This window comes from Thauera butanivorans (assembly GCF_048398245.1).
Taxonomy (GTDB): Bacteria; Pseudomonadota; Gammaproteobacteria; order Burkholderiales; family Rhodocyclaceae; genus Thauera; species Thauera butanivorans.
This window is the reverse complement of record NZ_CP183038.1, coordinates 33,333-46,458: the sequence shown is the minus strand read 5'-3', so window position 1 is coordinate 46,458 and position 13,126 is coordinate 33,333. Positions and strand designations below refer to the sequence as shown.

At 67.2% G+C, this 13,126-nt stretch carries 11 protein-coding genes; 5 read left to right on the top strand and 6 right to left on the bottom strand.

What is annotated here, in order from left to right; all coding sequences use genetic code 11:
* Positions 1 to 46: 46 nt before the first annotated feature.
* From ACNQFN_RS00185 to def, 5 genes are all read right to left on the bottom strand, one after another.
* Positions 47 to 1,015 (bottom strand): FecR domain-containing protein, encoded by a 969-nt coding sequence (locus ACNQFN_RS00185; protein WP_068635647.1) that lies wholly within the window; start codon positions 1,013 to 1,015, stop codon positions 47 to 49.
* A gap of 7 nt (positions 1,016 to 1,022) precedes the next feature.
* On the bottom strand, positions 1,023 to 1,523 hold the full coding sequence (locus ACNQFN_RS00180) for a sigma-70 family RNA polymerase sigma factor (protein WP_068635648.1): 501 nt from the start codon (positions 1,521 to 1,523) through the stop codon (positions 1,023 to 1,025).
* Positions 1,524 to 1,723: 200 nt separating this feature from the next.
* Positions 1,724 to 2,569: a zinc metalloprotease HtpX gene (gene htpX, locus ACNQFN_RS00175; RefSeq protein ID WP_068635649.1), complete on the bottom strand. Its 846-nt coding sequence runs from the start codon at positions 2,567 to 2,569 to the stop codon at positions 1,724 to 1,726.
* A 60-nt stretch (positions 2,570 to 2,629) separates the two neighbouring features.
* Positions 2,630 to 3,580, bottom strand: a complete 951-nt coding sequence (fmt, locus tag ACNQFN_RS00170) for a methionyl-tRNA formyltransferase (protein WP_418647650.1) — start codon at positions 3,578 to 3,580, stop codon at positions 2,630 to 2,632.
* A complete protein-coding gene (gene def, locus ACNQFN_RS00165; RefSeq protein ID WP_068635651.1) occupies positions 3,580 to 4,083 on the bottom strand; it encodes a peptide deformylase in 504 nt (167 codons plus the stop codon). The genes fmt and def overlap by 1 nt, the downstream gene beginning before the upstream one ends.
* Positions 4,084 to 4,274: 191 nt before the next feature.
* Here def and ACNQFN_RS00160 point away from each other — a divergent pair, with 191 nt between their 5' ends.
* The 4 genes from ACNQFN_RS00160 to ACNQFN_RS00145 all read left to right on the top strand — a co-directional run bounded on the left by ACNQFN_RS00160 (position 4,275) and on the right by ACNQFN_RS00145 (position 9,719).
* Entirely contained in the window at positions 4,275 to 5,303 is a 1,029-nt protein-coding gene (locus ACNQFN_RS00160; protein ID WP_418647649.1) for a LysM peptidoglycan-binding domain-containing protein, read from the top strand.
* A gap of 17 nt (positions 5,304 to 5,320) precedes the next feature.
* Entirely contained in the window at positions 5,321 to 6,445 is a 1,125-nt protein-coding gene (gene dprA / locus ACNQFN_RS00155) for a DNA-processing protein DprA (protein WP_068635653.1), read from the top strand.
* A gap of 86 nt (positions 6,446 to 6,531) precedes the next feature.
* A complete protein-coding gene (locus ACNQFN_RS00150) occupies positions 6,532 to 7,002 on the top strand; it encodes a DUF494 family protein (RefSeq protein WP_068635654.1) in 471 nt (156 codons plus the stop codon).
* A 119-nt stretch (positions 7,003 to 7,121) separates the two neighbouring features.
* The gene (locus ACNQFN_RS00145; protein ID WP_418647648.1) at positions 7,122 to 9,719 is read left to right on the top strand and encodes a DNA topoisomerase III; all 2,598 of its coding nucleotides are present in this window, start codon (positions 7,122 to 7,124) and stop codon (positions 9,717 to 9,719) included.
* Between the two features lie 104 nt (positions 9,720 to 9,823).
* Here ACNQFN_RS00145 and ACNQFN_RS00140 read toward each other — a convergent pair whose 3' ends face one another.
* Entirely contained in the window at positions 9,824 to 10,762 is a 939-nt protein-coding gene (locus ACNQFN_RS00140; RefSeq protein ID WP_068635656.1) for a hydrogen peroxide-inducible genes activator, read from the bottom strand.
* 132 nt (positions 10,763 to 10,894) lie between these two features.
* Here ACNQFN_RS00140 and ACNQFN_RS00135 point away from each other — a divergent pair, with 132 nt between their 5' ends.
* Complete coding sequence (locus tag ACNQFN_RS00135; protein ID WP_068635657.1) at positions 10,895 to 12,997, top strand: TonB-dependent receptor plug domain-containing protein; 2,103 nt, start codon at positions 10,895 to 10,897, stop codon at positions 12,995 to 12,997.
* The last annotated feature ends 129 nt before the right edge of the window (positions 12,998 to 13,126 follow it).

The window sequence follows — 13,126 nt, the reverse complement described above, 5'->3', positions numbered from 1 at the left end:
GGCAAAAGGGGCCAGATTTCTTCCGATGCCGCTTTCCGGCCGCACTTCAGCCTGCTTCCCTGGGGTGCACATTCACCCAGTAGCGCGTATGGCGGTGCACGGCGATGGGAAGGTTCTCCTGAAGGACGGCAAGGATGCGGTCGGTGTCGTCGAGTTGGAATACGCCGGAGATGCGCAGATCGGCCACTTCCGGCGCGCAGCGCAGGATGCCGGGGCGGTAGCGGGAGAGTTCGGCGAGAAAGTCTTCCAGGCGCTGCTTGTCGGCAACCAGGCTGCCCTGGTGCCAGCCGTCGCTGCCGGCCGGTGCAGCCAGGATCGGGCCGATGTCCCGGGCCGAGAATCGGGCGCTCCGGCCGGCGTCCAGCCTCAGCACGGCATCGCCGGAGACAGGGCGGATTTCCACTGCGCGTTCGAGCACGGTGATGCGGGTATGGCGACTGTCTTGCCGATGGACGATGAAGCGGGTGCCGAGCGCGCGGATGCTGCCGTGTTCGGTCTGCACCAGAAAGGGACGAGGCGGCTGGATGGTGTCCGGCACAGTCTGGACGAGAATCTCGCCGGCTTGCAGTACGATGCGGCGCTGCATGGCGTCGAAACGAACGTCTGCCGCGCTGGCGGTGTTGAGGTGGAGATGGCTGCCGTCGGCCAGTTGCAGTTCGCGGCGCTCGCCGGTGGCCGTGCGATGGTCCGCGGCGAGTTCGCCGCCCCACCGGCGCCAGCCCAGCCAGCCGGCAGCAGGCGCGGCCAGCAGCACGGCGATGGTTTTGGCGGCTCGCCGGCGCTGGGCCTGGCGACTGCGGCCGAGCGCCTCCATGCCGATGCCGGCGGGGATGGCACCAAGGGTGCCGGCCAGGGTTTCGGCAGCCTGCCAGGCCCGTTCGTGTTCGGGGTGCTGGACGCGCCAGGCATTCAGCGCCTTGCGTCCAGCAGCGTCGAGCTCTCCGGCGTGCAGACGCACCAGCCAGACGGCGGCCTGGTCCGCGACCTCATCGACGGAATACGGGGCTGCGCTCATTGCCGGCTCACATCAGCGCCCGCAGGCATTGGGCGAAAGCGGTGTGCATGTGGCGCTTGACCGTGCGCAGCGAGAGGCCGAGGCGATCGCCGATGTCGGCGTAGGCAAGGCCCTCGATCTGCGACAGCAGGAACACCCGCCGGGTTTTGTCGGGCAAGGCATCGAGCAGGGTGTCGATGCGAAGGAGCGCCTCGATGACGAGCAGGCGTTCCTCCGGCGAAGGCGCCAGCGGCTCGGGCTGCATGGCGAGGGCCTCGAGATAGGCGTGTTCCAGCGTGCGGCGGCGGATCTGGTCGACCATCAGGCCGTGGGCGACCGTGCGCAGATAGGCGCGCGGCACGCGGAAGGCCTCCTGTTCGCGAACGCTCAGCAAGCGCAGGAAAGTGTCCTGGGCAAGATCAGCAGCCTGCTGCGAGCAACCGGTCTTGCGCCGCAGCCAGGCGCACAGCCAGCCGTGGTGTTCCTGGTAGAGCGTGGAAATCGATTCGGGGGTCGCCGCGCTGCTCACGCAAATCTCCGGGGAAAGCACCGCCGGCCACTGCGGGCAAGACTGCGTGCGCCTGTTATTGAGAATCGTTCATATTTTTGTGGATTTGATACGTAGCGTCAAATCGGCATTGCGCACGACGCCAAAAAGAAACCGCCCCGCCACCTGTCAGCGGTGGCGGGGCGGCTCGGAGCAAAACTGAAGCCGGCGCGTCCGGCAGCTCAGCGCCCGACCATCTCGCGCAGGCGGGCGATGCGCTCCTGGGTCGACGGGTGGGTCGAGAACAGGCCGCGCAGGCCGCCGCCGGACAGCGGGTTCATGATCATCATCTGCGCCGTCTCCGGGTGCTGCTCGGCAGTGTGCATCGGGATGCCGCGGGCGTAGGCGTCGATCTTGGCCAGCGCGCTGGCGAGCGCCTCAGGGTCGCCGGAGATCTCGGCGCCGCCGCGGTCGGCACCGAACTCGCGCGTGCGGCTGATCGCCATCTGGATGATCATGCCGGCCATCGGCGCGAGGATCATCATCGCGATCGACACGATCGGATTGGGGCGGCTCTCGCCGTCGCGGCCGCCGAAGAACATGCCGAAGTTGGCCAGCATCGAGATCGCGCCGGCGACCGTCGCCGAGATCGTCGAGATCAGGATGTCGCGGTTCTTGACGTGGGCCAGCTCGTGCGCCATCACGCCGCGCAGTTCGCGCTCGGACAGCATGCGCATGATGCCGGTGGTGGCGGCCACCGCGGCGTTCTCCGGGTTGCGGCCGGTGGCGAAGGCGTTGGGCTGGTCCTCGTCGATGATGTAGACCTTGGGCATCGGCAACTGGGCCCGTTGCGCCAGTTCGCTGACCATGTTGTACAGGTAGGGCGAAGTGCTGGCATCGACCTGGCGTGCCTTGTACATCTTCAGCACGGCCTTGTCGGAGAACCAGTAGGCCCAGAAATTCATCGCGCCGCCGAGCACCAGCGCCATCATCATGCCTTCACGGCCGCCGATGGCCGCGCCCATCGCGCCGAACAGGGCGACGATGCCGGCCATCAGGATGGAAGTCTTGATCCAGTTTCCAAGCATTGTGGGTTCCTTCGTAAAGATTCGCTTCGATGCGGTAGATGGGGGCGGAGCCGCCCTGCATCAAGCCGGATCGGCTTCGCCGGAAGCGAAGCGTTCGCCGACAGAGACCGCAAAGCCGCGCAGGAATTCCCCGGCAGGCAGGCGCCGGCTGCCCGGGCGCTGCAACACCGTGCAACGCAGCGCACCCCGGCCGCAGGCGATGACGACGCCGGCCTCGTCGGCGGCCAGCACCGTGCCGGGTTCGCCTGCGGCATCGATCACTTCGGCCGACCAGAACTTGACCACCGTATCGCGCAACGTGGAGGCGAGGCCGGGGAAGGGGTCGAAGGCACGCATCGCGCGTTCCAGCTCGGCCGCCGGCCGGCGCCAGTCGACGGTGGCCTCGGCACGGCCGATCTTGGCGGCATAGCTGACGCCTTCGGCAGGCTGCGGCACCGGCTTCAGTTCATCCAGCCCGGCCAGCGCGGCGACGATGCATTCGCCGCCCAGCACCGCCAGGCGGTCGTGCAGCGTCGCGGTGGTGTCGGTGGGCAGGATCGGCAGGCTGCGCTTGAGCAGCATCGCGCCGGTATCCAGGCCTTCGTCCATCTGCATGATGGTGATGCCTGTCTCGGCGTCGCCGGCCTCGATCGCGCGGTGGATCGGCGCCGCGCCGCGCCAGCGCGGCAGCAGCGAGGCGTGGATGTTGATGCAGCCGCGTCGGGGCAGCTCGAGCACCGCCCTGGGCAGGATCAGCCCGTAAGCGGCCACCACCAGCACGTCGGGCGCACAGGCGGCGAGGCGGGCGCGCTGTTCGTCGGTGCGCAGCCGCTCGGGCTGGTCGACCGCGATGCCGCGCGCCAGTGCAAGCTGCTTGACCGGGCTGGGCGTGAGCTTCATGCCGCGGCCGGCCGGGCGGTCGGGCTGGGTCAGCACCAGCGCCACCTCGTGGCTGGCGGCCAGGATGGCGTCGAGCGCGCAGGCGGCGAATTCGGGCGTGCCGGCGAACGCCACGCGGAGCGGGGCGGCCATCAGGCGGTGATCCGGGCCTTCTTGGCCAGCTTGCTCTTGATGCGGCTGAGCTTGAGCGAAGACAGGTATTCGACGAAGACCTTGCCGTCCAGGTGATCGATCTCGTGCTGAATGCAGACCGCGAGCAGGCCGTCGGCCTCGATCTCGCGCCATTGGCCTTTTTCGTCCTGAGCGCGAACCTTCACACGCTCGGCACGGGTCACTTTCTCGTAGATTCCGGGTACGGACAGGCAGCCTTCCTCGCACACCTGTTCGCCGGAGCGTTCGAGGATCTCGGGGTTGATCAGCGCGATCAGGTCGGTCCTGTCCTCGGACACGTCGATGACGACGACGCGCTCATGGACATTGACCTGGGTCGCGGCCAGTCCGATGCCGGGCGCTTCGTACATGGTTTCGGCCATGTCGGCGACCAGTTGGCGGATTTCGTCGTCGACCGACTCGACCGGCTGCGCAATGGTGTGGAGCCGGGGATCGGGATAGCGGAGGATAGGTAGTAAAGCCATGAATGCTTGCCGCAATAAACCTTTGAGTGCAGAATTTCAAGTGATTTCGCGCATATGCACACGTAATGCACGATGATCCCGGGGCGGTCACGCGGGCGTTTCGGCACCCTGCGCCCACCGTGATTCGACCCAGCCAGGCCGCGGGCGTTCCGGCCTTTGACCGAAGTGCCCCACCCAACCGGAAGCGATCGATGATCCGAATTATATTCCCTCTCCTCGTCGGCATCTCGGCGCTGTTCAGCAGCGCCTCGATCGCCCAGTCCAACGTCCGGCTTGCCGACAACGCGCCCGACAGCTACACCGTCGTCAAGGGCGACACGCTGTGGGACATCTCGGGCCGCTTCCTGAGCGAGCCCTGGCGCTGGCCGGCAGTCTGGCGCATGAACCGCGACCAGATCCGCAACCCGCACCTGATCTACCCCGGCCAGGTCGTGCTGCTCGACCGCAGCGGGCCCTGGCTGAGCATCGGCCGTCGCATCGGCGGCAGCGGCAAGCTGCAGCCGAAGGTGTATGAGGAAACGCTCGAAAACGCCGTGCCGAGCATCCCGGTGCATGTCATCGAGCCGTTCCTGAACAAACCGCTGGTCATCGACCAGGCCAATCTCGAAGGCGCGGCGACCATCGTCGCCACCGAAACCAGCCGCGTGATGACCGGCGCCGGCGACACCGTGTTCGCCAAGAACCTCGATCCCGCCATCGAAGTCTGGCAGATCATGCGCCCGGCCCGCCCGCTGAAGCACCCGCTGACTGGCGAACTGATCGCCTACGAGGCCGACAACCTGGGCAGCGCCCGCGTCACCGCGCATGGCGAGCCGGCAACGCTCGAGATCCTGTCGGCGATCGAGGAAGTGGGCGCCGGCGACCTGCTGCTGCCCAGCGAAGCGCCCAAGGTATTCTCCTACGTGCCCCATGCGCCCGAGCACGCCGTCGACGGCCATGTGGTGTCGATCCATCGCGGCGTGCAGGAAACCGGCCGCCTGCACGTCGTCGCCCTCGACACCGGTGCCCGCGACGGCGTCGAGCCGGGCCACGTGCTGAGCCTGTTCCGCAACCGCGGCACCGCCGTCTATCGCGGCGACAACGGCAAGGAAACCTTCGTTCTGCCGGAAAAGCGCTACGGCCTGCTGTTCGTGTTCCGCGTGTTCGATCGCGTGTCCTACGCGCTGGTGATGGAAACCGACGGGCCGGTGACGGTCGGCGACGCCGTCCGCAAACCCTGACGCGCCCGCTGCCACCATTGACCGAGGACGACGACCTCATCGACTGGCTGCGGCTGGCCGCCACGCCCGGACTGGGTGCCGACCGGCAACGCAGCCTGCTCGCCGCCTTCGGCCTGCCGCGGCACATCTTCGCCGCCGGGCGCAGCGCCATCACAAGCGTCGTCGGCAGTGCCGCGGCCGATGCCTTGCTCGCCGAACCCCGGCAGGACTGGATCGAACGCGCCCGGGCATGGGCTGCCGAGGACGGCAGCCACATCCTGACCCTGGCCGACGAAGCCTATCCGCGCACCCTGCTCGACATCGCCGATCCGCCGGTGCTGCTCTACGTCAAGGGCGATCCGGCGCTGCTGCAGCGACCGGCGCTCGCCATCGTCGGCGCCCGCAGCGCCACGCCGCAGGGCGGCTCGAACGCCGAAGCCTTCGCCCGCCATCTGGCCGCCCGGGGCTTCACCATCGTCAGCGGCCTGGCGGCAGGCATCGACACCGCCGCCCACCGCGGCGCCCTGGCGGCGGGTGCGGCAGGCGCCGGCACGGTGGCCGTCGTCGGCACCGGCATCGACCGCATCTACCCGGCCCGCAATGCGGCGCTGGCAAGGGAAATTGCCGCCTGCGGCGCCATCGTCAGCGAGTTTCCGCTCGGCACGCCGCCGCTGCAGCACAACTTCCCGCGCCGCAACCGGGTCATCGCCGGCCTGGCGCAGGGCGTGCTGGTGGTCGAGGCGGCACTCAACAGCGGCTCGCTGATCACCGCGCGGCTGGCAGCCGAAAGCGGACGCGAGGTTTTCGCCATCCCCGGCTCCATCCATTCGCCGCTGTCGCGCGGCTGCCACCGCCTGATCCGCGACGGCGCCAAGCTGGTGGAAACCGCCGAGGACGTGGTCGAGGAGCTGCGCGGCCGGCTCGGCACGCGGCTGCCGGCGCACGCGGCGAAACGCGTCGCCGCACCGCAGGCCAGCCTGGCACTCGACGGCGATGCCGCCCGAGTGATGGAGGCGATCGGCCACGATACCGTCGCCCTCGACACGCTCGCGCAACGCTGCAGCTTGACGGTCGATGCCCTGTACGCCATCCTGCTGCCGCTCGAGCTGGACGGGCAGGTCGCCAGCCTTCCCGGCGGCCGCATCCAGAGAGTCGGGCGCTGAACCACATCGTTCTCCCTTTCACCCGCGCCACGACAGCCTTGCCCGCGTCACCGCCGCTCCCCTTGCCGTTCCATTGAGAGACCGTTTTGTTCGACATCCTCGTCTATCTCTACGAAAGCTACATCCACGCCGACGCCTGCCCGGAATCCGACCAGCTTGCGCGCAAGCTGTCCGCTGCCGGCTTCGAGGAAACAGAAATCGCCAGCGCGCTGGAATGGCTGGCCGGGCTGCAGCACGTGGCGCGCGAAACCCATCCGGCCGGTGCGCCCGACGAGCGCTCGGTCCGCATCTACACCGAGGACGAACAGCTTCACCTGAATGCCGACTGTCGCGGCTTCCTGGCGCTGATGGAAAGCGCCGGCGTGCTGGACGGCGTGCATCGCGAACTGATCATCGAACGCGCGCTCGCGCTGGAGAGTGTCGACATCACGCTCGACCGCCTGAAGGTCATCGTGCTGATGGTGCTGTGGCAGCAGGAGCAACCGATCGACACGCTGATGGTCGATGAACTGCTGAGTGTCGATGAAGACTGGGATTACAGTCCCACGATACATTAGGCAAAATACGGCAGTCCCGACTGCTTGCAAGGCGCGGCGCGGCCTCTTTATCATCCGCGGCTCCAGCCTCCCGACCCCCCCAAGCCGGCATATGCCGGCCCGCCCGACAGCCAGAGAGCATGAGCAAGCAACTGATCATCGCGGAAAAACCTTCCGTCGCACAGGACATCGCCCGTGCGCTCGGCGGCTTCACCAAGGAAAAGGACTACTACGAGTCCGACGAATACGTGCTGTCCTCGGCCGTCGGCCACCTGCTCGAACTCGCGGTGCCGGAGGAATTCGAGGTCAAGCGCGGCAAATGGACCTTCGCCCACCTGCCGGTCATCCCGCCTCACTTCGCGGTCAAGCCGATCGAGAAGACCGAGGACCGCCTGAAGCTGTTGACCCGGCTGATCAAGCGCAAGGACGTCACCGGCCTGATCAACGCCTGTGACGCGGGGCGCGAAGGCGAGTTGATCTTCAATTTCATCGCCCAGCACGCCGGCACCAAAAAGCCGATGCAGCGCCTGTGGCTGCAGTCGATGACGGCGCAGGCGATCCGCGACGGCTTTGCCCACCTGCGCGCCGCGCAGGAAGTCGAAGGCCTGCGCAATGCCGCGATCTGCCGCGCCGAATCCGACTGGCTGATCGGTATCAACGGCACGCGGGCGATGACTGCGTTCAACTCCAAGACCGGCGGCTTCCATCTCACCACCGTCGGCCGCGTGCAGACGCCGACGCTGGCGCTGGTGGTGGAGCGCGAGGAAAAGATCCGCAAGTTCAAGCCGCGCGACTACTGGGAGCTGGAAGCCGACTTCGCCGCTGCGGCCGGGCATTACCCCGGGCGCTGGTTCGACGAGAAGTTCAAGAAGCCGGAAGGCGACGAGCACGCCACCGCCTACCGCATCTGGGACAAGGCCCGGGCCGAGGCCATCCGCGCCAAGTGCGACGGCAAACCGGGCGTGGTCAGCGAGGAATCCAAGCCCTCCACGCAGTTGTCGCCGCTGCTGTTCGACCTCACCAGCCTGCAGCGCGAAGCCAATGGCCGCTTCGGCTTCTCCGCCCGCGTCACGCTGCAGCTGGCACAGGCGCTGTACGAAAAGCACAAGGTGCTGACCTACCCGCGTACCGATTCGCGCGCGCTGCCCGAGGACTACCTCGGCACGGTCGGCGAAGTCATGCGCAACCTGCCCGAGCAGTACGCTCCCTTCGCTGCCGAGATCGCCAGGCAAGGCTGGGTGAAGCCGAACAAGCGCATCTTCAACAACGCCAAGATTTCCGACCACTTCGCCATCATCCCGACCGGCACGCTGCCCAAGAGCCTGTCCGAGGCCGAGCACAAGATCTACGACCTGGTCACCAAGCGCTTCCTGGCGGTGTTCTATCCGGCGGCCGAATACCAGATCACCACCCGCATCACCCGCGTCGAAGGCGAAGCCTTCAAGACCGAGGGCAAGGTGCTGGTCAATCCGGGCTGGCTGGCGATCTACGGCAAGGAAGCCGCCAGCGACGACAAGGATGGCAAGGCAGGCGACGGCAAGGACGGCGGCCCGCAGCTGGTGCCGGTGAAGCAGGGCGAGACGGTGGCCACCGAGGACATCCTGCTCAAGTCGCTGCAGACCAAGCCGCCGGCGCGCTTCAACGAAGCCACGCTGCTGTCGGCGATGGAAGGCGCGGGCAAGATGGTGGACGATGAGGAACTGCGCGCGGCGATGGCCGAACGCGGCCTCGGCACGCCGGCCACGCGCGCGCAGATCATCGAAGGGCTGATCACCGAGCAGTACATCCACCGCGAAGGCCGCGAACTGATCCCCAGCGCCAAGGCCTTCTCGCTGATCACGCTGCTGAAGGGCCTGGGTGTGAACGCGCTGACTTCGCCCGAGCTGACCGGCGGCTGGGAATACAAGCTGTCGCGCATGGAGCGGGGAGAACTGAGCCGCGAAGCCTTCATGCAGGAAATCGCCGACATGGCGCGCGAAGTGGTGGAACGCGCCAAGCGCTACGAATCCGACACCGTGCCGGGCGACTTCGTCACGCTGAAGACGCCCTGCCCGAAGTGCGGCGGCGTGGTGAAGGAGAACTACAAGAAGTTCGCCTGCCAGCGCTGCGACTGGAGCACCTGGAAGATCGTCGCCGGCCGCCAGTTCGAATACGACGAGATCGAAACCCTGTTGCGCGAAGGCAAGGTCGGCCCGCTGCTCGGCTTCCGCAACAAGATGGGCCGCCTGTTCAACGCCGAGATCGTGCTCAACGAGGACAAGCAGCCCGCCTTCGACTTCGGCCAGCCGAAGGAAGGCGAGGAAGCCGAAGCGGTCGATTTCTCCGGCCAGCAGAGCGTCGGCGCCTGCCCGAAGTGCAGCAGCCGGGTGTTCGAGCACGGCATGGCCTACGTCTGCGAGAAATCGGTCGGCCCGGGCAAGAGCTGCGACTTCCGTTCCGGCAAGATCATCCTGCAGCAGCCGATCGAGCGCGAACAGATGGCCAGGCTGCTGGCCGAAGGCAGGACCGAACTGCTGAAGGGCTTCGTCTCGGCCCGCACGCGGCGCAAGTTCTCGGCCTTCCTGGTGCGCGGCAAGGACGGCAAGGTCGGCTTCGAGTTCGAGGCCAAGACGCCGAAAGCCGGCGCCAAGGCCGCCGGGGCAAAAGCCGGGAAGACCGCGGTGAATACCGACGAGGAAGCCCCGGCTGCCAAGCCCGAAGCCCCCGCCAGGAAGCGCACGACCCACAAGACCGGCTGAGCCGGCCCGACCCTCGATACCGCCTCAGACCGGCCTGGCAGCGTCGGCCGCCGCGCGCGAGCGGCGGCCTGCCGTTTTCGGTCCGGGACGATCGCCGCTGCCGCTCAGACGGGCTCTTTCACCGGCACCCGGCCGACCGGGCGCACGCCGGGCAAGCCGCTCTCGAGGATCGCGGTACGCAGGATGTCGATCGCGCCGCTGCGCGGATAGGTGACGCGCCACGCCAGCGCAACCCGGCGCGCCGGCTCGGGCTGCGAGAACGGACGCACCGCCACCAGCGGATACTGCATCGTCGCATCGTCCGCCGCGGAACTCGGCAGCACGGTGACGCCGAGGCCGGTGGCGACCATGTGGCGGATCGTTTCCAGCGAACTGCCCTCCAGCGTGCGCTGCAGGCCGCCGACGTTGCGGCAGCTCGGACAGACTTCCAGCACCTGGTCGCGGAAGCAGTTGCCCGCACCGAGCAGCAGCAACTGGTCCTCGGCCAGCAGGCGGGCATCGACCGCCGCCTCCTGCGTCCATTCATGATCGGCCGGCATCAGGATGCGGAAAGGTTCGTCATACACCGGCTGGGCGACGATGCCGGCCTCCTCGAACGGCAGGCTGATGATGATGACGTCCAGTTCGCCGCGCTTGAGCGCTTCGGCCAGCCGGGCGGTGTAGTTTTCCTGGATGATCAGCGGCATCCGCGGTGCCAGTTGATGCATGCGCGGAATCAGCCGCGGCAGCAGGTAGGGGCCGATCGTGTAGATCACACCGAGGCGCAGCGGGCCGGCCAGCGGGTCCTTGCCCGCGGCGGCGATCTCCTGGATCTGGCTCGCCTCCATCAGCACCTTCTCGGCCTGGGCGACGATGCGGCGGCCGGTTTCGGTGATCTTGACTTCGGTCGCGCTGCGCTCGAAGAGCTGGATGCCGAGTTCTTCCTCGACCTTCTTCACTGCCACCGACAAGGTCGGCTGGGAGACGTGGCATTTCTCCGCAGCGCGGCCGAAATGGCGCTCATGGGCGAGCGCGACGAGATAGCGCAGATCGGTCAAGGTCATGGTCTGCTCCCGCTTGAAATGGTTTTAACCCTCCGGATGGGCTGTCGATGTTACCTTGCCCATCACGCCCCTGCGTGCTTCGATGGCCGCCCGCTTATACTTCGACGTTCTGGAATCATTCGACGGACACGCATGCCGCTCCGCCTGCACCATGCCAGCGCGATGATGCCGCCTCTGCTCGCCTTCACGCTGGCAGGCGATGCCGTTGCCGAGGATGCCTTCTTCCAGCCGCTGCCGGTGGTGCTGAGCGCATCGCGCCTGCCGCAGCCCCTGCAGGATACACCCGGTGCCGTCACCGTCATCGACGCCGACATGATCGCAGCCACCGGCTACCGCGAACTCGCCCGGCTGTTCCGGCTCGTGCCCGGCATGATGGTCGCACAGGAACGCGGCAACCAGCAGTGGGTGACCTACCATGGTCTCAGCGCAGACCATCCGAACCAGATGCAGGTGCTGATCGACGGCCGCTCGGTCTATTCTCCCCACTACTCCGGCGGCGCCAACTGGCGCGCCCTTCCGGTCGTGCTCGAGGACATCGAGCGCATCGAGATCGTGCGCGGCTCCAATTCCGCGAGCTACGGCTCGAACGCCTTTCTCGGCGTGGTCAATCTGGTCACCCGCCATACCGGCGCCGAAGCCGGCCATTCCGTCAGCGCGCGCATCGGCAGCCGCGGCATCGCCGACGTCAGCGGACGGGCGCTGTTGCGCAGCGGCGCGCTCGGCCTGCGGCTGAGCGCGCAGGAGCAGCGCGACGACGGCTGGTCCGGGCTGCACGACGGCCAGCACCTGCGTTCGTTCAACCTCCGCGGCGATCTGGACCTCGGAACCACCGACACGCTGGAGTTCTCCGCCAGCTACGCCACGGCCACGCAGGACGAAGGTTATCCGGACACCTTGTTCGACGGCAGCGGCATCCGCAAGCTCAGGCAGCAGGACTACACGATCCACGCAAGCTGGCGGCATCTGCCCTCATCCGATGAAGAATGGACCGTATCGTGGTACCGCAACCGTGAACACACCCGGGACGACTGGTGGGTCGACTCCTGGGCCAACTGCCCCGTCCACGACGTCCGCGTGGGACACCTCTGCTCGAGGCTGCTGCAAATGCCGCGCTATCGCGGCAACGTCAATAACAACCGCGACACCCTGCGCGACAACGTCTCGCTGCAGCATCGCTTCGCCGCAACGGACGCGCTGCGCCTGCTGTGGGGTAGCGAATGGCGCTACGACCGCATCGATTCGGATTTCCTCTATGACAGCCGCCGCCGCACACGGGAAGAATGGCGGCTGTTCGGCAATGCCGAATGGCGCTCCGCATCCGAATGGCTGTGGAACCTCGGCGCCATGGCCGAGCAGGTCGAAGGCGACCGCGTCCGCTTCGCACCGCGCGTATTCCTGAACTGGCAGCCGCGGGACGACATGACGTGGCGCGTGGGCTATTCGCGCGCCTGGCGCCAGCCCACGCTGCACGAGCTGTGGACCAACGTGCGGATATCGGTCGATGGGCTCGGCGTGGTCAACCAACGCTACACCCCCAACCCCCATCTTCGTCCGCAACGGCTGGATACCTGGGAAATCGGCTACCTCGGCAGCACCCCGTGGGGCGGCCTGCTCGATGTCCGCGCATTCGACGAACACGTCAGGGACTACATCCAGCGCAGGCCCGTCAGGCTCCCGCACCCTTTCGACCCGAGCGAAACCCTGAAGGATGCAACCGATGGCGACCCCTTCCTGATCCATCGCATCATGGGTTCCACGCAGTGGTCCAATGCACCCGGCAGCATTCGCCTCCGCGGCCTGGAATACCAGCTTTCACTACAGCCGCGGGCAGCCACGACGCTGTCGTTCACCCATACCCTCATCCAGCGCCGGGCCGACGACAAGGCCGTGCGGGGCAGCGTCCCGCCCTACACGGCGACGCTGACCTGGGTGGAGCGGCTCGGCAACTGGCGATCGACGATGAGCCTGCTGCGCATGGGGCCGCTCGCGGCCACGACCGGCGACGTTCCCGGCCTGCATTACACCGTGTCCTCCTACACCAGCCTGGACTGGAGCATCGCCCGCGGCCTGCGCATCGGCGACCGTTCGATGGATGTGCGCCTGACGGCCATCAACCTCCTCGGCAGGCACCAGGAACTGGCGCACAAGCCGCTGCAGTCGATGCCGCAGCACCGGCATCGCGAACCCAACAAGGCGGATAGGCAGGTCTTCCTGACCGTGAGCATGCCTCTCTGAGGCAAGCCGGGATCCTGCGGCGGAAAAATCGTCCGGAAGGCTTGATCCCGGCCTGCTTCATCCCAAATTTGCAATCAGATGTGTGCAGTGGAACAGTCTCGGCGAATCGACGTCCACTGCTGTCGTCGG

Excerpts from the sequence above, each read along its gene's own strand:
- ACNQFN_RS00185 (WP_068635647.1), bottom strand. The coding sequence starts at position 1,015 with ATGAGCGCAGCCCCGTATTCCGTCGATGAGGTCGCGGACCAGGCCGCC.
- htpX (WP_068635649.1), bottom strand. The coding sequence starts at position 2,569 with ATGCTTGGAAACTGGATCAAGACTTCCATCCTGATGGCCGGCATCGTC.
- fmt (WP_418647650.1), bottom strand. The coding sequence starts at position 3,580 with ATGGCCGCCCCGCTCCGCGTGGCGTTCGCCGGCACGCCCGAATTCGCC.
- def (WP_068635651.1), bottom strand. The coding sequence starts at position 4,083 with ATGGCTTTACTACCTATCCTCCGCTATCCCGATCCCCGGCTCCACACC.
- ACNQFN_RS00160 (WP_418647649.1), top strand. The coding sequence starts at position 4,275 with ATGATCCGAATTATATTCCCTCTCCTCGTCGGCATCTCGGCGCTGTTC.
- ACNQFN_RS00145 (WP_418647648.1), top strand. The coding sequence starts at position 7,122 with ATGAGCAAGCAACTGATCATCGCGGAAAAACCTTCCGTCGCACAGGAC.
- ACNQFN_RS00140 (WP_068635656.1), bottom strand. The coding sequence starts at position 10,762 with ATGACCTTGACCGATCTGCGCTATCTCGTCGCGCTCGCCCATGAGCGC.
- ACNQFN_RS00135 (WP_068635657.1), top strand. The coding sequence starts at position 10,895 with ATGCCGCTCCGCCTGCACCATGCCAGCGCGATGATGCCGCCTCTGCTC.